Origin of the sequence: Cryobacterium sp. TMT4-31 (assembly GCF_004403385.1) — a bacterium.
GTDB classification, from domain to species: Bacteria; Actinomycetota; Actinomycetes; order Actinomycetales; family Microbacteriaceae; genus Cryobacterium; species Cryobacterium zongtaii.
Genome location: NZ_SOGI01000067.1, coordinates 1 through 18,888, shown reverse-complemented (window position 1 = coordinate 18,888; position 18,888 = coordinate 1). Strand labels below are relative to the sequence as shown.

The 18,888-nt window shown below is 69.2% G+C and carries 20 protein-coding genes; 9 read left to right on the top strand and 11 right to left on the bottom strand.

Annotation, left to right across the window (positions count from 1 at the left end; genetic code table 11):
• Window positions 1–51 precede the first annotated feature (51 nt).
• Window positions 52–696, bottom strand: a complete 645-nt coding sequence (locus E3T19_RS16320) for an amino acid deaminase (RefSeq protein WP_134409365.1) — start codon at window positions 694–696, stop codon at window positions 52–54.
• 142 nt (window positions 697–838) lie between these two features.
• On the opposite strand from E3T19_RS16320, the gene E3T19_RS16315 reads away from it, so the two are divergent.
• Genes E3T19_RS16315 through E3T19_RS16290 form a run of 6 tightly spaced genes read left to right on the top strand, consistent with a single transcriptional unit; the run spans window position 839 to window position 5,876 of the window.
• Window positions 839–1,591 (top strand): HAD family hydrolase, encoded by a 753-nt coding sequence (locus E3T19_RS16315; RefSeq protein ID WP_174776725.1) that lies wholly within the window; start codon window positions 839–841, stop codon window positions 1,589–1,591.
• Window positions 1,591–2,565: a phosphate/phosphite/phosphonate ABC transporter substrate-binding protein gene (gene phnD / locus E3T19_RS16310; protein ID WP_103459405.1), complete on the top strand. Its 975-nt coding sequence runs from the start codon at window positions 1,591–1,593 to the stop codon at window positions 2,563–2,565. The genes E3T19_RS16315 and phnD overlap by 1 nt, the downstream gene beginning before the upstream one ends.
• Window positions 2,566–2,568: 3 nt before the next feature.
• On the top strand, window positions 2,569–3,390 hold the full coding sequence (gene phnC / locus E3T19_RS16305) for a phosphonate ABC transporter ATP-binding protein (RefSeq protein ID WP_103478567.1): 822 nt from the start codon (window positions 2,569–2,571) through the stop codon (window positions 3,388–3,390).
• Window positions 3,390–4,193 (top strand): phosphonate ABC transporter, permease protein PhnE, encoded by an 804-nt coding sequence (phnE, locus tag E3T19_RS16300; protein WP_134409364.1) that lies wholly within the window; start codon window positions 3,390–3,392, stop codon window positions 4,191–4,193. The genes phnC and phnE (E3T19_RS16300) overlap by 1 nt, the downstream gene beginning before the upstream one ends.
• Window positions 4,190–5,032, top strand: a complete 843-nt coding sequence (phnE, locus tag E3T19_RS16295; protein ID WP_134409363.1) for a phosphonate ABC transporter, permease protein PhnE — start codon at window positions 4,190–4,192, stop codon at window positions 5,030–5,032. Before phnE (E3T19_RS16300) ends, phnE (E3T19_RS16295) begins: the two co-directional genes overlap by 4 nt.
• Complete coding sequence (locus tag E3T19_RS16290; RefSeq protein ID WP_088457397.1) at window positions 5,016–5,876, top strand: MurR/RpiR family transcriptional regulator; 861 nt, start codon at window positions 5,016–5,018, stop codon at window positions 5,874–5,876. Before phnE (E3T19_RS16295) ends, E3T19_RS16290 begins: the two co-directional genes overlap by 17 nt.
• Window positions 5,877–5,958: 82 nt before the next feature.
• Here E3T19_RS16290 and lhgO read toward each other — a convergent pair whose 3' ends face one another.
• Window positions 5,959–7,167 (bottom strand): L-2-hydroxyglutarate oxidase, encoded by a 1,209-nt coding sequence (lhgO, locus tag E3T19_RS16285; RefSeq protein ID WP_134409362.1) that lies wholly within the window; start codon window positions 7,165–7,167, stop codon window positions 5,959–5,961.
• 373 nt (window positions 7,168–7,540) lie between these two features.
• Here lhgO and E3T19_RS16280 point away from each other — a divergent pair, with 373 nt between their 5' ends.
• Entirely contained in the window at window positions 7,541–8,455 is a 915-nt protein-coding gene (locus E3T19_RS16280) for an endonuclease domain-containing protein (protein WP_134409361.1), read from the top strand.
• 115 nt (window positions 8,456–8,570) lie between these two features.
• On the opposite strand, the gene E3T19_RS16275 is transcribed toward E3T19_RS16280, so the two are convergent.
• The 9 genes from E3T19_RS16275 to E3T19_RS16235 all read right to left on the bottom strand — a co-directional run bounded on the left by E3T19_RS16275 (window position 8,571) and on the right by E3T19_RS16235 (window position 17,086).
• On the bottom strand, window positions 8,571–9,527 hold the full coding sequence (locus E3T19_RS16275; protein WP_134409360.1) for an SDR family NAD(P)-dependent oxidoreductase: 957 nt from the start codon (window positions 9,525–9,527) through the stop codon (window positions 8,571–8,573).
• On the bottom strand, window positions 9,524–9,919 hold the full coding sequence (locus E3T19_RS16270) for a chorismate mutase (protein WP_134409359.1): 396 nt from the start codon (window positions 9,917–9,919) through the stop codon (window positions 9,524–9,526). The genes E3T19_RS16275 and E3T19_RS16270 overlap by 4 nt, the downstream gene beginning before the upstream one ends.
• A 49-nt stretch (window positions 9,920–9,968) precedes the next feature.
• Window positions 9,969–10,913, bottom strand: coding sequence for a DMT family transporter (locus E3T19_RS16265; RefSeq protein ID WP_370028191.1), 945 nt, complete (start codon window positions 10,911–10,913; stop codon window positions 9,969–9,971).
• A gap of 91 nt (window positions 10,914–11,004) precedes the next feature.
• Window positions 11,005–11,670 carry a GNAT family N-acetyltransferase gene (locus E3T19_RS16260; protein WP_088457402.1) on the bottom strand — a complete coding sequence of 222 codons (666 nt, stop codon included), beginning with the start codon at window positions 11,668–11,670 and terminating at the stop codon, window positions 11,005–11,007.
• An 84-nt stretch (window positions 11,671–11,754) separates the two neighbouring features.
• Entirely contained in the window at window positions 11,755–13,041 is a 1,287-nt protein-coding gene (locus tag E3T19_RS16255) for an adenylosuccinate synthase (RefSeq protein WP_088457403.1), read from the bottom strand.
• A gap of 3 nt (window positions 13,042–13,044) precedes the next feature.
• A complete protein-coding gene (locus tag E3T19_RS16250) occupies window positions 13,045–13,563 on the bottom strand; it encodes a DUF3151 domain-containing protein (RefSeq protein ID WP_088457404.1) in 519 nt (172 codons plus the stop codon).
• A 101-nt stretch (window positions 13,564–13,664) separates the two neighbouring features.
• Window positions 13,665–14,237, bottom strand: a complete 573-nt coding sequence (locus E3T19_RS16245; RefSeq protein ID WP_134409358.1) for a TetR/AcrR family transcriptional regulator — start codon at window positions 14,235–14,237, stop codon at window positions 13,665–13,667.
• A gap of 38 nt (window positions 14,238–14,275) precedes the next feature.
• Window positions 14,276–16,408 carry a YhgE/Pip family protein gene (locus E3T19_RS16240; RefSeq protein WP_134409357.1) on the bottom strand — a complete coding sequence of 711 codons (2,133 nt, stop codon included), beginning with the start codon at window positions 16,406–16,408 and terminating at the stop codon, window positions 14,276–14,278.
• Window positions 16,409–17,086, bottom strand: coding sequence for an ATP-binding cassette domain-containing protein (locus E3T19_RS16235; protein ID WP_088457407.1), 678 nt, complete (start codon window positions 17,084–17,086; stop codon window positions 16,409–16,411).
• A 241-nt stretch (window positions 17,087–17,327) separates the two neighbouring features.
• Between E3T19_RS16235 and E3T19_RS16230 the strand changes: the two genes are divergently transcribed.
• Both E3T19_RS16230 and E3T19_RS16225 read left to right on the top strand, forming a co-directional pair.
• A complete protein-coding gene (locus tag E3T19_RS16230) occupies window positions 17,328–18,002 on the top strand; it encodes a hypothetical protein (RefSeq protein ID WP_134409356.1) in 675 nt (224 codons plus the stop codon).
• Window positions 17,999–18,888: YhgE/Pip family protein (locus E3T19_RS16225; protein WP_166788911.1), on the top strand; the 890-nt coding region annotated here is incomplete at its 3' end. The genes E3T19_RS16230 and E3T19_RS16225, both read left to right, overlap by 4 nt.

Here is an 18,888-nt window from a genome sequence, read left to right as displayed (position 1 = left end):
TCGGCCGCTCTCGCGCGCAGCCGCGACCGCGAGCGCGGGGCCGTGCGCGCCTCAGGGACGGCGGCGCAGCGGGGTGAGCGGGGGAAGCGCGGTCAGGGCGGCGTTGTAGCGCATCCGCGGCGGCTCCGCCGCGAGGGCGTCCAGCGACGCCGGGGTCGGGTGGGCCAGCGGGAAAGCCGTGACCACGCGCATCCGGTCGCCCTCACTCACGCCGTAAATCAGGGCCGCGCCGGGCTGGCCGGGTGCGCTCACCACGGTCGTGCGGAAGAACGTCGCCTCACCGGGAACCTCGTCGTCGATGACCAGAACGTCGCCGCGGGAGCCCGCAGGGTTCGCCAGGTGCGGCAGCGCCGCATCCGTCACCCGCTCGAGTACCGTCTGGCCTCCCGCATCCGCCGCGTCGAGCAGGAATGCCGTGGGCGCCAGACTGAAATGGCCGGCCAGCTCTCCGTTGCGCCAACGGTCGCCCTTGAGGCCGAACGGTGTCACCACGGTCGATAGGAGGTACCCGTAGACGTGTAACAGGCCGGCGTTGCCGATCGGCCAGGTCGCTGCAAGCCCTGCCGCAGCATGCAGCCTGAGGAACTCGGCCTTAGAGATCACGGGGGACTGGACGTTTTCGTCGATCACCGTGGACAGCGCCCAGTCGTCGAAACGGCCGGTCTCGGCATCGCGGGCGATCTGCTCGAACATCATCTGCCCATCGTAGGCACAGCTCGCCAACCGGCCGGGACCGAAGGTTTACATGGTGTTCACCTGGCGCGGTCATTTGGTCCATACGACACTCCTAACATGAACCATGCGTCCACCGGGGCGCTGGAACAGGATTGAGTAAAACGTGGCTTTTCGCGAACGGGTGTTGGTCTTCGACTTCGATGGGACTGTCTCCCTCGGGCACGGACCGATTCGTTCCTACGCACGATTCATCGCCGGCGGGCTGCCCACCGCACAGGCCGTCGACTTCCTGGGTCGCTTCGAAGACAACATCTCCGCCACCCCCTCGGCGACAACCTGCCCGGACGGGCAGCCGATCGACGGGTATGACCTGGTGCGCCTCCTGGCCGCGCATTACGACGTTAGCGCGAGCGCCCGCAGCGCTGCGTACCTGGCCAGCAGGCACCAGCTCGCCACCAACGCCGCTCCGGTCACCGCGCCGGCCGGCCTGGCGGATTTCCTCGCCGAGGCGCGCCCGGCTGCCTACCTGGTGCTCGCGACCAACGCCCCCGCCATCCGCATCGACGAAGCCCTCGCCGCGCTCGGTCTGACCGGGGCGTTCGACGTCGTGCACACCGACGTGGGCAAGCCCGCCGGATTCGACCCGCTGCTGGACAGCCTGCTCACCAGGCTGCCCGTCGGAGCGAGCTCGACCAACCTCGCCAGCATCGGCGACGTCTGGGAGAACGACCTCGCGCCTGCCTATCGTCGCGGAGCGACCACCGCCCTCGTCGGCGCCCACCGGCCCTCCCCCGCCACCCCCACCTACCGGGCCGAACACCTGCACGAGCTTTACCCGGCTCTGCGCGGCTGGCTCGACTCCACTTCCAGCACCCTTCCCTCCACCGTTCTCACCACAGAAAAGGCTGACCAGTGATCCCCAAGAAAGCACTCTCCTTCATCGCCGCGGCATCCTTCGCCGCCGTCGCCCTCACCGGCTGCGCCACCAGCGACTCGGCCGCGGACAGCACGCCCGCCCCGGCCGCCGACCCCGCCTCGCTCACCCTGGCCCTGGTGCCCTCGCAGGACCAGGCCGGGCTCGTCGACACCGCCAAGCCCCTCACCGACATGCTCACCGAGGCCCTCGGCATCCCCGTCACCGGCGTCGTCTCCAAGGACTACCAGGCCGCCGTCGAGGCGATGGGCGCCGACCAGGCTCAGATCGGCTTCCTGCCGTCCCTGCAGCTCTGGCAGGCCAGCGACATGTACGGCGCATCCGTGGTGTTGCAGACCGAACGTAACGGCAACATCACCTACCCGGCGCAGTTCATGACCAACAACCCCGACAAGTACTGCGACGACACCCCGGTGGAGCGCGACGGCATGCTGTTCTGCAACGGCGCAGACGCCCTCGCCGGCCCGGCCGGCCTGGACTCCATCAAGAAGGTCACCGGTGCCAAGGTGGCCCTGCTCGGCCCGGGCTCGCCCGCCGGCTACATCTACCCGGTCCTCGCACTGAAGAACGCGGGCCTGGACACCGACGCCGACATCGAGCAGATCCCGGTGACCACCAACGACGCATCCGTGCTCGCCGTCTACAACGGTGACGCCGAAGTGGGCTTCAGCTTCTGGGATGCCCGCACCATCGTGGCCAAGGACAAGCCCGACGTGGGCGAGAAGGTCGTCGTGTTCGCACTGACCGACGAGATCCCCAACGACGGCGTGGCCCTCACCGAGAGCCTCTCCCCCGAGCTGCAGGAGAAGATCACCACCGCCCTGGCCGACTACTCCAGCACCGAAGAGGGTTCCGCCGTTCTTACCTCGATCTACTCCATCACCAAGCTCGCGCCCGCCGACCCGTCGACGCTCACCGTCGTCGCCGACGCGGCCACGAAGCTGGGACTGCAGTAGCCGATGACTGACCTTCACGAAAGCGCGGCGGCCGGGGTGCACACCCCGGCCGCCGCGCCGTGGTCGATCCGGATGCGGGACGTCAACGTGCGCTACCCCAACGGGGTCGTCGCGCTGAAGGACGTGTCCCTCAACATCGAAGCCGGCGAGATGGTCTCCGTGGTGGGACTGTCAGGCTCCGGTAAGAGCAGCCTGATCCGCACCATCAACGGGCTCGTGCCGATCAGCTCCGGCACCCTCGAGGTAGGCGGACGCCACCTGGAGACCGCCCGCGGCCGGGAACTACGGCAGCTGCGCGGCGAGATAGGCATGATTTTCCAGGGCTTCAACCTGGCCCGGCGCGCGAGCGTGCTGAACAACGTGCTCGTGGGCCGGCTCGCCCACACACCCACCTGGCGCACCCTGCTCGGCCTCTACCGGGCAGACGACAAGCAGATCGCCTACGAGGCGCTGAACAGCGTCGGTATTCTCGCGAAGGCATATGACCGCGCGTCCACGCTCTCGGGCGGTCAGCAGCAGCGGGTGGCCATCGCCCGCGCCCTGGCCCAACAGCCCAAGCTGGTGCTCGCCGACGAACCCGTCGCCAGCCTGGACCCGCCCACCGCGCACGGCGTGATGCGGGACCTGCGCCGGATCAACCAGGACCTGGGCATCACGGTGCTCACCAACCTGCACCTGCTGGACCTGGCCCGCACCTACGGCACCCGGCTGATCGGGCTGCGCGCGGGCGAGGTCGTCTACGACGGCCCGGCCGCCACCGCCTCCGACGCCGTGTTCGAGACCATCTACGGCCGGTCGATCCAACACGAGGATGTGCTCGGCTGATGAGCGCCCTGGCACCGTTGGTTCTACCGCCGAAGCCGCGCGGACGGTGGAAACCCTGGCTGAGCCTGGCCGTGGTGCTGCTCATCACGGCAGTCACGCTGAGTCCGCAGTGGGGCATCGCGTTCAGCTTCGACGCGATAGTGCGCAACTGGCAGAACGGCGCCGACAAGGTGCTCGCCCTGCTGCGACCGGACTGGACGTTCTTCCCGCGCACCATTCCACCCCTGATGGAGACCCTGCAGATGGCCGTGATCGCCACCTTCGTGGGGGCCGTCGTCTCGCTGCCGCTCAGCCTCTGGGCGGCGCGGCTGACTAATCCGAACCGGTACACCCGCGGTGTGGTCAAGACCGTGCTCAACGCGGTGCGGTCGATTCCTGACCTGCTCTACGCATCCGTGCTGGTGGCGATGGTGGGAGTGGGCGCGCTGCCCGGCATTATCTCGCTGGTGCTGTTCAACGTGGGCATCATCGTGAAAATGGTGTCGGAGTCGATCGAGGTGAACGACGCCGGACCGCTCGAAGCCGGCCGCGCCGCCGGCGGCAGCCAGCTGCAGATCAACCGCGCCATCGCGCTGACGGATGCCTGGCCCGCGTTCGTGAACCAAACCCTGTATGTGCTCGAACTCAACGTGCGCGCCTCGACAGTGCTCGGCCTCGTGGGCGCGGGCGGGCTCGGCCTGCTCATCGACGCCGTGCGCACCTTCTACCGCTATGACCAGCTGTCGCTGATCATCCTCGAGATCCTCGTGGTGGTCGTCGTCATCGACTCGGTCAGCGCCGCTATCCGACGGAGGCTGGTATGACCGCTCTCATCTCCTCCCCGCCCGCCACCCGCGCCCTCGTGTTGCCGGCCAAGCCCAGCTCGCGGGGCCGGCTGACCGCCGCCGTCGTGGTGACGGTCATCGTGATCGTCGCGTTCTGGTCGGTCGACATCAACTGGGCCAGGCTGGGCAGCATGCCCGGCGAGATCGTGCGCTATCTCTGGCTGATGTTCGCCAATCCGAACTGGGACAAAATCGGCGAGGCGCTGCTGCAGACCTGGCGCTCCGTGCAGATGGCCTGGGTGGGCACGGTCATCGGCCTGGTGATTTCGCTGCCGCTGAGCTTTCTCGCCGCGCGCGGTTTCGCCCCCGCACCGGCCCGTGGCGCGTTGCGCCTCTTGTTCTCGGTCATCCGGGCGGTGCCGGAGATCATCATCGCCATCGCCATCCTGTCGGTGACCGGCCTGACACCGCTTACCGGGGCGCTCGCGCTGGCCGTGAACAGCGTCGGCACGCTGGGCAAGTGGGGGTACGAGGCCATCGAGAGTGTCGACCCCGGGCCCCTCGAGGCCGTGCGCGCGGCGGGCGGGTCGACCCCGGAGGTGATCCGTTGGGGCGTCTGGCCTCAGGCGATGCCCGACTTCATCTCGTTCGGGTTGTACCGATTCGAGATCAACGTGCGCGCATCCGCAATACTCGGCCTGATCGGTGTCGGCGGCATCGGCGACATGCTCACCTCGTACACTCAGTATCGCGAGTGGTCGACGGTGGGGATGCTGCTCCTCGTGGTGGTTGTCGTGACGATGAGCATCGATGCCGTGTCCGGCGCCCTGCGCCGGCGCATAACCGAAGGAGCATCCGTTCGTGAGCTGGACCGGTAACGACGACGCCACTGTGACGACCCGCATCGCCACCGTGCAAAATTCCCTGCAGCCCAGCGAGCTCAGCGTGGTCGGGTTGATCCTCTCCGACGCCGAGGGCGTGGTGGAGATGACCGCGCAGGACCTCTCCGACCGGGCCGGGGTGGCTCGGTCGAGCGTCATCCGCACCTGCCAGAAGCTGGGCTACCGCGGTTTCGCCCAGCTGCGGGTGGCCCTCACCCGGGAGCTCGCGCAGACGCTGGTGAGCGAGCGGGACTACGGCGAATCCGCGCTGGGCGCCATCCGCGCGGATATCGACGCGCTGGCCGCGACGCTGCCGCGCATCGCGAGTGTGCTCGGTGAGGATGCTGTGGAGCGGGCCGTGAGCACCATCGTGGGGGCGGGACGGTTGCTGGCGCTGGCCAGCGGGCTGTCCTCACCGCTGGCGCTGGACGTGGGCATGCGGCTCACCGCGATCGGCCGGCCCACCGAGTTCGTGGCCGACCCGATCGGGCAGCAGATCGCTGCCCGGCAGTTGACCGGGGCCGATGCGGTGCTGATCATCAGCGGCAGCGGTGCGAGCGAGGCGAGCCTCAAGGCCGCGCGTGCGGCCCGGCAGACCGGAGCGACGGTGCTGATCATCACATCGTTCGCCACCTCGCCGCTGGTCAGCCTGGCCGACGTCGCCCTGGTTGTGGCGCCGGCCCGGGGTACCTTCCGGCACGAACTCGAGCACACGTCGCGGGTGCCGCATGTGATCCTGATCGAAGCGCTGGTGGAGGTGGTGGCGGCCCGCCTGGGCGACCGCGCCCGGGTGACTCGCTCGGCCGTGCTCGAGATCCTCAGCGACAACCTCAGCGAGTAGGCAGGTCTTTGCCGCCCCGTCCGTGGCGGGTAGCGCCAGCAGAGGGGCAGCGAGCGCCGGCGAGGGTGCCCCGCCCCGTCGGCTAGTCGGTCGTGCGGGCGAAAACGTAGTGTTCGATCAGGTGATCGGCGATCGCCATCGACGACGTCGCGGCCGGTGACGGGGCGTTCCGCAGCAGGGTGACCGGGCCGACCTGGTCGACCGCGAAATCGTCCAGAAGGGCGCCGTCCCGGCCCCAGGCCTGGGCGCGCACCCCGGCGGCGGTCTTGCTCGTGAGGTCGTTCATCCTGAGTTCGGGGATGAACCGGCGGGCCTTGCGGTAGTACAACGGTTTCAGCAGGGAGCCGCTGATCTCGTCCAGTCCCATCCGCCAGTGCTGTTTCGCGAGAGTGCCGGCCCCCGGCCAGCGCAGCGAGTCCCAGGTGTCTTTCGGTGAGATGGTCAGCCAGGTGTAGCCCTCACGGGCGAGCGCCGGCACCGCGTTGGGCCCCACGTGCACGTCATCGTAGACACCGCGAGTGAAGTGCACGCCGAGGAACGGGAATCGAGGGTCGGGCACCGGGTAGATCATGCCGCGCACCAGGTCGGTGCGGGCGGCAGCCAGCGCCCAGTACTCACCGCGGAACGGCAGGATCTTCGGCGACGGGTCCGCGCCGACCAGGTGCGCCACCACGTCGGACTGCAGCCCGGCGCAGGCGATCACTCGGTCAACGAGATACTCGGAGTCGCGCGTGCGCACCCGCACGGTCTGGCCTTCGATGTGCAACGCCACGACCTCGTGGCCGGTCAGGATGGTGCCGCCGTGGCTGCGGACATCCTCGGCCATCGCCTCGGTGATCGCGCCGTAGTCCACTGCCGCGGTGTGCGGCGAGTGCACCGCGGCGATGCCCGCGACGGATGGTTCGATCTCACGGAGGCGGTCGAGCCCGTCGAGGCGGGCCAGGTCGGGCACCCCGTTGGCCAGTGACCGGCGCTCGATGTCGGCCAGGGCGGCCAGCTCGGACTCGTCGACCGCGACGACGAGCTTGCCCACCTCCCGGTAGGGCAGGTTCTTCTCGGCACAGTAGTCGCGGATGCTGATCCGGCCCGCGGCGCACAACCGCGCCTTGAGCGTGCCCGGCTGATAGTAGAGACCGGCGTGCACCACCCCCGAGTTGCGCCCGGTCTGGTGCGCGGCAAGCCGGTCTTCCTTCTCGAACACGGTGACGTCGCCGAATCCGCGTAATACGAGTGCCCGCGCGATAGCGACCCCTACGATTCCGCCGCCGATGATCGCAATCCGATCGCCCATGCCCGTCCGTCCCGTTGCACCGCCCGTGGCGGACCACAGGTTCGACGAACCCCCGCACGGTGGCATCCTGCCCCCGGAGCGGTGCCTGGGCAATGCCCCGCCCGGCAGAACGCAGCATTCCAGGCCCGCATGCCCCGAGCACGCGGCGGCCCGCGTCCGGCATCCCGCGAAAGCGGCGAAACGGCTGCCTCACAGGGATGAAGCAGCCACCCGACCGCTCTCGCGAAAGCACCCCTACCCCCACCTCCCGCGAGAGCGGCGAAAGGGCTGCCTCACAGGGATGAAGCAGCCACACGACCGCTCTCGCGGGATGCCGGGCGCGGGCTGGGGATAAGTTCGGCGCGGCGAGGGAGCCTAGGTGCATCCTCTGGGGATGAAGCGGCGCACCGAGGTACCTACGGCTCTACGAGGTCGTGCATTCAGCCATCAAGAAGGGTTGGCCGAAGGCGTCACGCGGGCGCGGATGCGTGGTGACGACCTGGCCACGCCGTACTACGGGATCCGCTCCCCGCCCCTGGACCCGACTGACCCGCTCGCCCATGTCCGCGCATACCTGCCCCATCTCAGCAGTGAGCAGTTTTTCAGCCATTCCAGTGCGGCACTGATCCACGGCTTGCCGCTGCCACCGCGCCTTGCCCGCGACCCACGCGTGCACGTGTCGACACACATCGCCGGGTTGCGGCACGGCGGCCGCGGGGTGGTGGGGCACCACGTGCAGCGCGACCGTGTTCGGGTCGTCGTCGTAAGCGGAGTGCCGGTGACGGCTCCGGTCGACACCTGGTGTCAGCTGTCCACCCTGTTGGCGTTGGACACCCTGATTGAGGTGGGAGATGCGCTGGTGAGACGCAAGCGGCCGCTGGCAACCATGGCTGAGCTGCGCATTGGCGTGTTGCGCTACACCGGGCAACGGGGTGCGAAAAGGCTGCGTGAAGCGTTCGAGTCGGTGCGTCCCCGCACGGACTCAGCCAAGGAGACAGCGACCAGGCTGATGATCGTGCGGGCCGGGCTACCCGAACCGGAGGTCAACGGTGAGATTTTCGACAGGCTCGGCCGCAAGATCGCGACCGGAGATCTGGTCTTTCGCGGGTACCGGGTCCTGGTGGAGTATGACGGCGAGCAGCACCGCTCGGACGAGGAGCAATATCACTGGGACGTGGACCGTCTTGACGCGATCATGGAGGCCGGCTGGCGCGTCATCCGCGTCAACAAATCGCACCTGAGGATGTCGCCCTCACCCGCCCTGCGGAAGATCACCACGGCTCTGGAAGCCGCAGGCTGGCGCCCCTGAGGCACGAAAGCGGCCCCGTGGTCGTTTCTCGGAAACTCAAGGGTCGCGAAAGCGGGAAGGTGGCTGCCTCAGCCCGCTGAGGTAGCCACGCGGCCGCTCTCGCGAGATAGCAGGGCTAGAGCGGCCCGAGTTGTGCGGGCAGGGCGAAGGGCTGGTCGACGAGGGCCTCGGTTCGGGTGAACAGGCGCTCGGCGATGCCACGGTCGAGTGAGGTGCGGGTGGGGTGCTGCAGGGCCGGCGCACCCCGGGTGAGGAACCGCGGGCCGTAGTACTGGCCACCGCGGGCATCCGGGTCGATCGCCGCGCGCACCGTGGGCCAGGCGCCGGCGTCTTTGCTCTGGGCGCCGATGAAGCCCTGCAGGGTGTCGGCGAAGCGTTTGGCCCGGCTGACCTCGTTGACCCCGCGGATGCCGGGGGTGAGTCCAGAGATCGAGTAACCGGGGTGCGACACCAGGCTCTGCACGCCGTCGAGGCCGCCCTGGCCGGCAGCGCGCAGGCGACGGTCGAGCTGGAAGCCGAACACCTGCATGGCGATCTTGGACTGCGCGTAGGCCTTCCAGCCGTTGTAGGTGACCTCCAGCTGCAGGTCATCCAGCGACGAGTCCATCAGCCGGGAGATCATCGAGCCGAGCGACACCACCCGGCTGCCGGGGGTGCGCTGCAGGGCGGGCAGCGCGAGGCTGGTGAGCAGGAAGTGCCCGGTGTAATTGGTGGCGAGCACCAGTTCGGCACCGTCCAGGCTCACGGAGCGGTCCTGCGGCGGGTGCACGATGCCGGCGTTGAGGATGAGGCCGTCCAGCCGCGGGAATTCGAGTATCCGGTCGGCGGCGCCGTGCACCGAGCCGAGATCGGCCACGTCGAGGGTGAGAGCGGAGACGGAGGCTCCCGGCACCCGTCCGCGGATCGCGGCGATGGCGGCCGCGGCCTTGGCCGGGTTGCGGCAGGCGAGCACCACGTGGGCGCCGGCGCCGGCCAGCTGCTCGCTCGTGAAGTAGCCGAGGCCCGCGTTGGCGCCCGTGACCACGAAGGTGCGCCCGGACTGGTCGGGCAGCGCGCGCGGGTTCCAGCTCACGCTGAGGTGGCGGGGTGGGCCGGGTCGGCGGGGCGAGACGCGGCTGCGCCCGCGGCCCTGGCGCCCCCGGACGAGTCGCCGGCGATCTTCTCGTGGTGGTGGATGACCTCGGCGATGATGAAATTGAGGAACTTCTCGGCGAACGCCGGGTCCAGTCTGGCGTCCTCGGCCAGGCCGCGCAGGCGCTGGATCTGCAAGAACTCCCGGGCCGGGTCGGCCGGGGGCAGACCGTGCTCGGCCTTCAACCTTCCCACGCTCTGGGTGAACTTGAACCGCTCGGCGAGCAGGTGAATGAGCGCGGCATCGATGTTGTCGATGCTCTGGCGGATGCTCTGCAACTCGTTGATCGCGTCCTGCCCCGCGTCAGCGGGCAATTCCTCGTTTACAGCCATGTCCTTACGATATTGCACCGGCCCGGATGCCCGCGCCGGGCGGCGCCGCTCACGAAGCGGTTCGAGGCACCGCCAGCGGCAGCCGCAGCCGTTTCTGGGTCAGCAGGATGCCGAGCAGCACAAGCACGGCCCCGGCCGGTTCGTGCCAGGAGAACGTTTCGGCCAACACCAGCACCCCGAGCAGCACACCGACCACCGGGGTGACGTAGGTCACCGTGGAGGTGGTCGTCGGCCCCCAGGCCCGCAGGACGTTGATGTGCCAGATGTACGCGAATCCGGTGCCGAGCACCCCGAGGGTGAGCAGGCTGAGCACGATCGGCATGGTCAGGGACACCGGCTGCCAGGCGAGCACGGGCGTGAGCACGAGCATCACGACGCCGGCCAGGCCGATGTTCAGGAAGGCGAAGGTGGTGCCCGCGATGGGCCGGCCGCTGAGGTGCTTGCGGGTGTACCCGAAGGTGAAGCCGTAGCAGAGCGCCGCGCCCAGGCAGGCGAGTTGGCCCCACAGGTCACCGGTCAGCTCCGAATACTGCCATGGCGCGATGATCACGACCACACCCATGATGCCGATCAGCACGCCGATCACCTGGTCGCGGGCGAGTTTCTCCACCCTGAACACGGCGGTGACCATCACCGCGGTCATGATGGGCGTGACGGCGTTGTAGATGCTGGCCAGGCTCGACGACACGTACTGCTCGGCCCAGGCGAACAGCAGGTGCGGCACGACGCATCCGGTGAGCGCGATCACCAGGAAATGCAGCCAGACGACGCCCTCCCGGGGCAGCACCGGACCATTGTTCAGACGCGGGCGGGTGGCCAGCACGATGAGGCCCAGCGTGAGCCCCCCGAAGACCAGGCGTGACCAGGCGACCTGGCCGAAGCTCACGCCGTCGAGTGCCACCTTCATAAACAGGAAGCTGGCGCCCCAGACCACCCCCATCCCGAGGAATTGCAGGGCCACCCTGGGGTTGTTGGGGCTGGAAATATCAGTCACCCGCTGACCCTAGCCCACGGGCGCGGTGCCCGGCGGGCACCGTGACCCGCGCCGACGGTGATGTCCGAAAATCGCGGGCGGATGACCGAAATCAGCTGGGTGTGACCCGACGGCGGGGTGCCCGCGGGTCGCGGTACTCCACGACTTTGCCGCCGAAAACGTCGAGTCGTTTGTGCAGCCCGGCCTGCACGACAGGCCACTCGTCGGCGAGAACCGAGTACACGGCGGTATCCCGCCAGGACCCGTCCGCCCGGCGCTGCACCCGCCGGTTGATGCCCTCGAACTGGGCGCCGATGCCCAGGATCGCGGCCCGGGAGCGCGAGTTGAGCACGTCGGCCTGGATCTTGACCCGGCCGAAGCCGCTGTCGAAGGCGGCACCGAGCATCAGCAGCTTGGTCTCCGGGTTCACCGCGGTGCCCCAGACCTGCGGGGCGTATGCGGTCCAGCCCAGGTGCAGTGCCTCGTTGGGCAGGTCGATGTCGCCCAGCGTCGAGGTGCCCACCAGGTTGCCGGCGTGTGGGCCGGAGACGACGCGAACGGCGTAGGGGTGGGCATCCCACTGGTAGTAATTGAGGGCGAAGGCCACGAAATCATCGAGGTCGGCGGGTAGGCCGTGCGGACCGCCGCCGTAACCACCGGCGAAGACGGCCGGATGCGCGATGGCGCGATGCAGCTCGGGCAGGTGTGCCCGGCTGAGCGGTTCCAGGCACACGAAGCGCCCCGTCAGCAGCCTCGCCTGGGGTGGAAACGCGGTCACGTGGGTTCTCCCTTCGCCGAACCGTGAGCTGAGCCCCAAAAACTCGGGGTCGGGGCCGTGCTCACGGTTCGCGTGCGGTGCGGGTTAGTCGATGAGGTCGTGACGGGTGAGGATGGCCTCGCGGTCGGGGCCCACGCCGATCGCGGAGATGCGGGCGCCGCTCATTGCTTCGAGGGCGAGCACGTAGTCCTGGGCGTTCTTGGGCAGGTCCTCGAAGTGACGCACCATGGTGATGTCCTCGGTCCAACCGGGGTACTCCTCGTAGACCGGCTTCGCGTGGTGGAAGTCGGACTGCGACACGGGCACCTCGTCGAAGCGCACCCCGTCGACCTCGTAGGCGACGCAGACCGGGATGGTCTCCAGGCCCGTGAGCACGTCGAGCTTGGTGAGAACGAAGTCGGTGACACCGTTGATGCGTGCTGTGTAGCGGGCGATCGGGGCGTCGTACCAGCCGCACCGGCGCGGGCGGCCGGTGGTGGTGCCGAACTCGAAGCCCTTGGCGCGAAGGAACTCGCCGGACTCGTCGAACAGCTCGGTGGGGAACGGACCGGCGCCGACCCGGGTCGTGTACGCCTTGACGACCGCGATGATGCGGTCGATCCGGTTCGGGCCGATGCCGGAACCGGTCACCGCGCCGCCGGAGGTGGCATTCGATGAGGTGACGAACGGGTAGGTGCCGTGGTCGACATCCAGCATCGTGGCCTGGCCGCCCTCGAACAGAACGGTCTTGCCCTCGGTGAGCGCCTGGTGCAGCAGCAGCGCGGTGTCGGCGACCATGGGGCGCAGGCGTTCGGCGTAGCTGAGCAGGTCGTCGACGATCTCGTCGACCGTGATGGCGCGGCGGTTGTAGACCTTGACCAGCATGTGGTTCTTCTGGCCGAGGGCGCCCTCGACCTTCTGGCGCAGGATGTTCTCGTCGAACAGGTCCTGGATGCGGATGCCGACCCGGTTGATCTTGTCGGCGTAGGTCGGGCCGATGCCGCGGCCGGTGGTGCCGATCTGGCGCTTGCCCAGGAACCGCTCGGTGACCTTGTCCATGGTGCGGTGGTACTGCGTGATGACGTGCGCGTTGGCGCTCACGCGCAGCTTCGACACGTCCACGCCGCGGGAGCTGAGCGCGTCGAGTTCCTCGAAGAGAACCTCGATGTCGACGACGACGCCATTGGCGATCACCGGGGTCACGCCGGGGGTGAGGATGCCCGAGGGCAGCAGGTGTAGCGCATACTTCTCGTTACCCACGACCACGGTGTGGCCGGCGTTGTTGCCGCCGTTGAACTTGACGACGTAGTCGACACGGCTGCCGAGGAGGTCGGTGGCCTTACCCTTACCTTCGTCGCCCCACTGGGCGCCGATCAGAACAATTGCTGGCATGGGTTAGTTGTCTCCTCGAATAACAAAGGCGGCGGTCGGCGGGGCCGGGTCGTCGCCGGGCGAAACGGCGGGCTGAATCGCCGGGAACATCTGGGTCTCGGTGTGCTGCGAGCGCAACCGGGTGATGACGGTGGGGTCCGCGCCCGTAAGGAACGCGGTGAGACGCTCGAACTCGTCGGTCTCGCCGATCTCGGCCGCGGCACGGCGGAGGGCGAACAGCGCGCGGAGCACGCCCCGGTTGGGTTCGTGCGCCCACGGGATCGGGCCCTGGCCACGCCAGCCGGCCTTACGGAGGGCGTCGAGGCCCCGGTGGTAGCCCACCCGGGCATAGGCGTAGGCCTCGAGCAGGCGACCCTGGCTGTGCGTGTAGTCGGCAAGCGCCGACCAGGCCAGCGATGACTTCGGATGCGCCGCCACCACGGTCGCAATATCCTGCGTTGCGGTTCGGCTGAGCGCTTCGGTCACCTCCGGTTCCGCGGGTAGGAGGGTCTCGGGCTGGTCGATCAGATTTGCGCCGGTCACACTCGATACTACCGCGACCCGCGATTCAGCCCCGCGAGCTGCGACTTAAGCACCACATTCGCCCGATTCTGGGGCTCAGGTCACAGTTCGCGACAGGGGGCTCAGGCGAGCAGGCCGCCGGAGAGGGACTCGAGGATGGCCGCGGAGACCTCGTCGCGGTGCCGGTCGGGCTCGAAAACCAGCCATTCCAGGCCGGCCATGAGCACGGCACCGAACACGCTGGACGCCATCAGCCCGCTGGTGCCGGCCGCCGCGGTGGCCGGCTTGGTCTCGGCGATCGCCTCGGCGAAGACCGCGAGGGCGTCGTGCCGCAGGGCGAACAGGGTCTTCTGCCAGGCCCGGTCGGTGCGGAAGATCTCGGCCGCCATCAGCTTGGCCAGGCCCGCGTTGGCCTCGATCCGGTCGAGCAGCACCGTGATCAACGCTTCCAGCGCGGCCCGGCCGTGCAGGCCGGTGCGCGCCACGCGGAGGGAATCGGCGAGCGCGCCGACCCCCTCCTGCAACAGCGCCTCGAAGAGGTTGTCCTTCGAGCTGAAGTTGTAATACAGGCTGCCCTTGGCCACCCCGGCGCGCTCCGCGACGTCATCCATCGTGGTGCCGGTGATCCCGCGGGTGGCGGCCAGCTCCAGCGCGGCATCCAGGATCGCTCGTTTGGTTCCGATCGCGCGGGGCATGGGCCGGTCCTCTCAGTGCACTCGGTGCGGGCTCAGGGCTAGATGGTCATCTCGGGGTGCAGCCGGGTGATCGTCCACATCCGCTGCCGGGACGCGCTCCAGGCGCTGACGGCGATCGAGCCGACCAGGATGCCCACGAGCACAAGCACGGAGAGCCACAGTCTAGAGTCGATTCCTCCGGTGATGAGCTGCCGGAGCCCGGTGACCACGTACGAGGCGGGCATCCACGGGTGCAGGATCTGGAAGAACTCCGGCGTGGTCTCCACCGGGTAGGTTCCGCCCGACGAGCTCAGTTGCAGCATGAGCAGCACCAGGCTGACCACGCGGCCGGCCGCGGTGCCCAACAGGATGATGAACATCTGTTGCAGCGCCAGGAACGCCAGAGTGGTGAGGTAGATGAAGACCGACATGCCCAGCCAGTGCGCCGGGGTGAGCCCGATGCCGTAGACCAGCACCAGGACCATGATCACGACCTGGCTGAGGCCGATCGCCATGGCCGGCAGAAACCCGGTCATCGTGGCGCGCAGCCCGGAGGCGGCGCTGGCCAGCGCCCGGGTGGGCAGCGCCCGCAGGATCAGCCAGGTGATCAGCGCACCGACGAAGGTGGCCAGGGCGAGGAAGAAGGGCGCGAACCCCTCTCCGAAGCTGTCGGAGGCGTTCTCCCAGGTCTGCTTGAGGTCGACCGGGTTCGCGATCACCGAGGCCTTCGTGGCGATCTGCGCGTCACTGTCGTCCGGCGCGGCTGCCGCGCCGGTCGCAAGGGCATCGGCGAGGGTGTGGCCGCCATCGGCGAGTTGCACGGTGCCGGACTGCAATTCGGTCCCGCCGTCGACCAGCTTGGTGCTGCCGTCGACGAGGGTGCCGGTTCCGGCGGCCAGGCTGTCAGCGCCGTCGGCGAGGGTCGCCGATCCGGTGGCCGCGGTCGCCGCGCCGGTGGCGAGCTTGCCGGCCCCGGCCGAGAGGGCGCCGGCGCCGGCGGCGACGTCCGAGGCTCCGGATGCGACCTGGGCGGCGCCGGGGGCACCACCGGTGAGGGCGTCGGAGAGCTGGCCGAGACCGGCCGCGAACTGCCCGCTGGAGGTCGCGTAGGCCGAGATCTGGGTCGCGGCACCCTCCGTCTGGGTGTTGAGGGTGTCGGCGCCGCCGGCGAGCTTGGTCACCGAGGGCAGGAAGGCGGAGGCCGGTGTGCCGGCCGGGGCCGCAGCGATGGCCGCCTCGAGATTCTTCAGACCATCGGAGAGCGTGGTCGTCCCGGTGGCGAGCTGCCCGGCACCGGTGGCAATCGAGGTGGCCCCGGCGGCGAGCTGGTCGGAGGAGTCGGAGAGGGTGACTGCCCCGGTGGCGGCCTTGGCGAAGCCGTCGGACACCTTCTGGGATCCGTCGGCGACCGCGGTGGCACCGTCGGCGAGTTTCACCGAGGAGTCGGACAGGGTCGCCGCTCCGGTGGACAGCGTGCCGAGCCCGGTGGCCAACGTGGAGGAGCCGTCGGCCACCTGCGCGGCGCCGTCGTCGAGCTCCACAGCGCCGGCGGAGAGGTCGCCCAACCCGTCGACGAGGGTGCCGGTGCCGGTTTCGGCCGTCGTGAGGCCGTCGGCGAGGGTGCCGGCGCCGTCTGCCGCGCTGCGGATGCCGTCGCCGGCTTCGTTCACGGCCACGAGCATCGCGCTGACGGTTTGGTCGCCGATGTTCACCGACACGGCGTCGCGCAGCTGCACCATGGCCTGCTTGCCCAGGGTTGAGGCGAGGAAGCTGTTGCTGTCGTTGTAGGCGACCTGCACCTCGGCCGCGGTGGGGGTGTCGGTGCCGGCGGAGATCGCGTCGGTGGAGAAGTCGGCGGGGATGGTGACCGAGAAGTAGAAGTCGCCGTCGATGACGCCGGTGGCGGCATCCGCGGCACTGGTTTCGACCCAGCCCAGGTCGTTGCCGTCGATGAGCTTGTCGACGAGGTCGTCGCCGGCACTGAACTCCTCACCGTCGCGGCTGGCGCCGGTGTCGGTGTTGACCAGGGCGACCGGCAGGTGGCTGAGCTCCTTGTCGGGCGCCCAGAAGGCCCACAGGTACAGGGCGCCATAAATCAGGGGGATGAACATCAGCACGACGAGTGCGATCTTGGGCAGAGTGCCCTTGCCGAAGCGGCGCAGCTCCGTTCCCGTAGAGAGGAAGGCGAACATCTAGCGAATCTCCTGGTTCATGTACAGGACGGTCGGGTCGATGCCCAGTTCCGCCCACATTTCAAAGTCCGGTGCGATCGCCGAGGCGATCACGGGGGTGCCGGCCTGCACGATCGCACCGAGCCGGTACCAGAGCTGGCGGCGGGCCTCGGCGGAATGCACCTGCTCGACCTGGTCGAAGAACAGCACGTCGGGGCGGCTCATCATGGCCAGCGACGCGCGCAGCAGCACCATCTCCACCTCGTCGAGGTCCCAGATCATGGTGCTGGCGGCGGGCACGGGGATGTCACCGAAGACGGGACCGCAGACGCGGGCGACCTCGGCATCGTCGACCGCGCGGATGAAGGACCACCACGGGGCGAGCCACGCGTGGCGTTCTCGGATGGCCGCGGCCACGCTGACCGACTCCTCGAGGGTGTCGATGCCGTGGAACCCCGACACGCCCGTGCGGCGCTGGATCCGCCTGGCGTGGCGGGGCAGGTCCTCCCCGAGCACGAACAGGCTGCCGGAGCTGGGCTTCATCCGCCCGGCCAGGGTGAGGAGCAGGCTCGTGCGGCCGCTGCCGGCCGGACCGCAGATCACGGTGAGGCCGTCGTCGGCGCTGAAGCTCAGCGGCCCGAAGACCACGCCCCGCTTGTGACTCACGCTCAGTTCATCCGCTACCAGTGTCGCCTGCACGTCGTTCCTCTCTCGTCGGCATCTTTGTACCGACTAGTCAGTATAGATCCGCTCTTTCGACGGATGCAAGCGCACCCCTGGCTCGGGTGTTCTCTGAGAGCTTTCGAACTCACACTGACTAGTCAGCCCAAGTCGGGGTGGGTGAATTAGAGTGTGACCCTGTCCCAGCGCCGCGATGCCCCTTTTCCCCCAGAATTCGGTCCGGCGTTGGTCGGGCCCCTCTCCCCCTGGAGGCGCTCGCATGCGCGTTAACCTCACTGCCGTCACCAAAGGACCGAAGAACTCGGCCCTTCCGGAAACGACCCTGGAATTCGCCAGCGGCGCCGTCACATTTGCTCGCGCCGAGACCGAACGCCGCCCCACTGTTCTGGGCTTGATCGCTTCGGGGCGGATGCGGCCGGATGCCGGAACCGTCACCCTGGACGGCCACACCGACTATGCGGGACTGCGCCGCCAGATCGCCCTCGTCGACGCCCTCGGGGTCTCGGAGCCGGCCGCGGACCTGAAGGTTGACGAGGTTGTAGCCGAAGAGCTCATGTTCGCCGGCCGACTCGGCCGCCGACGCACGGTCACGCGGGTGCTCACCGAGCTCGACCTCGCCGACCAGGCACGCTCTGACATGGGCGACCTCGCGCCCGACGACCGCATCCGCCTGCTTACCGAGCTGGCGGTGCTTCGCGACGGCGTTCTGGGCCTCGTTCTCACCTCGCCCGACCGCCACGGCGGCGACCCGTTGGGCTGGTGGGACGTCGCGGGCGGCCTGGCCGCGCGGGGGTATGCGGTGCTCGTGATCGCCGGTGACGCCTCCGCGCACGCGATCGCCGACCTGGAACTGACCAACCTCGAGCCGGCCGGGGAACTGCCCGCCGGACTCGTGCGCTCATCCCTCACCACCGCTGGAGCCGACGAACTGTGAAGATCTTCGCCATGATCCGCGCCGAACTGGCGCGCCTGACCGCCACGACCATGTCCCGCGTGGCACTCGTCGCGCTGATGCTGGTGCCCGTGCTCTACGGCGGCCTCTACCTCTGGGCAAACCAGGACCCGTACGCGGGCCTGGACCGGGTGCCCGTGGCCCTCGTCGTGTCCGACACCGGCTCGGAGCTGGACGGCGCCGCCACCAATTACGGCACCGACGTCGCCGAGCAGCTCATCGAGGACGGCACCTTCGACTGGCACACCGTGACCGCGGCGACCGCGAAGGCCGGTGTGGCCGACGCCACCTACGACTTCAGCGTCACGATTCCCGCCGACTTCTCCAGCTCGATCGCCTCGTCCTCATCCGATACCCCGCACCAGGCCACGATCACCCTCACCACCAACGACACCAACAGCTACCTCGCCTCCACGATCGGCAGCCAGGCCGCCCAGACCATTCGGGATGCCATCGTCGAACGGGTCAACGAGCAGGCCGCCGACACCCTGCTCATCGGCCTGTCCGACATCCGCTCGAGCCTGGTCGACGCCGCCGATGGCGCCACCCAGCTGACGGATGGCGCGTCGACCGCCGTAGACGGCGGCAGCAGCCTCGCCGACGGGGCGGGCCGGCTCGCAGACGGCACCGGCCAGCTGGCCACGGGAGCCGGCACCCTCGCCAACGGCACCGGGCAGCTCGCCGACGGTGCCGCCCAGATCGCCGACGGCACGGGCAAGGTCGCCACCGGGTCCGACAGCCTGGCCGCCGGGGCCGCGCAGCTCAGCACGGGAGCGGGCGGCCTCGCCGCCGGCGCGGGCCAGGTCGCGACCGGAGCCGACGCCCTGGCCACCGGAACCGGGCAGGTCGCCGACGGCACCGCCGCGCT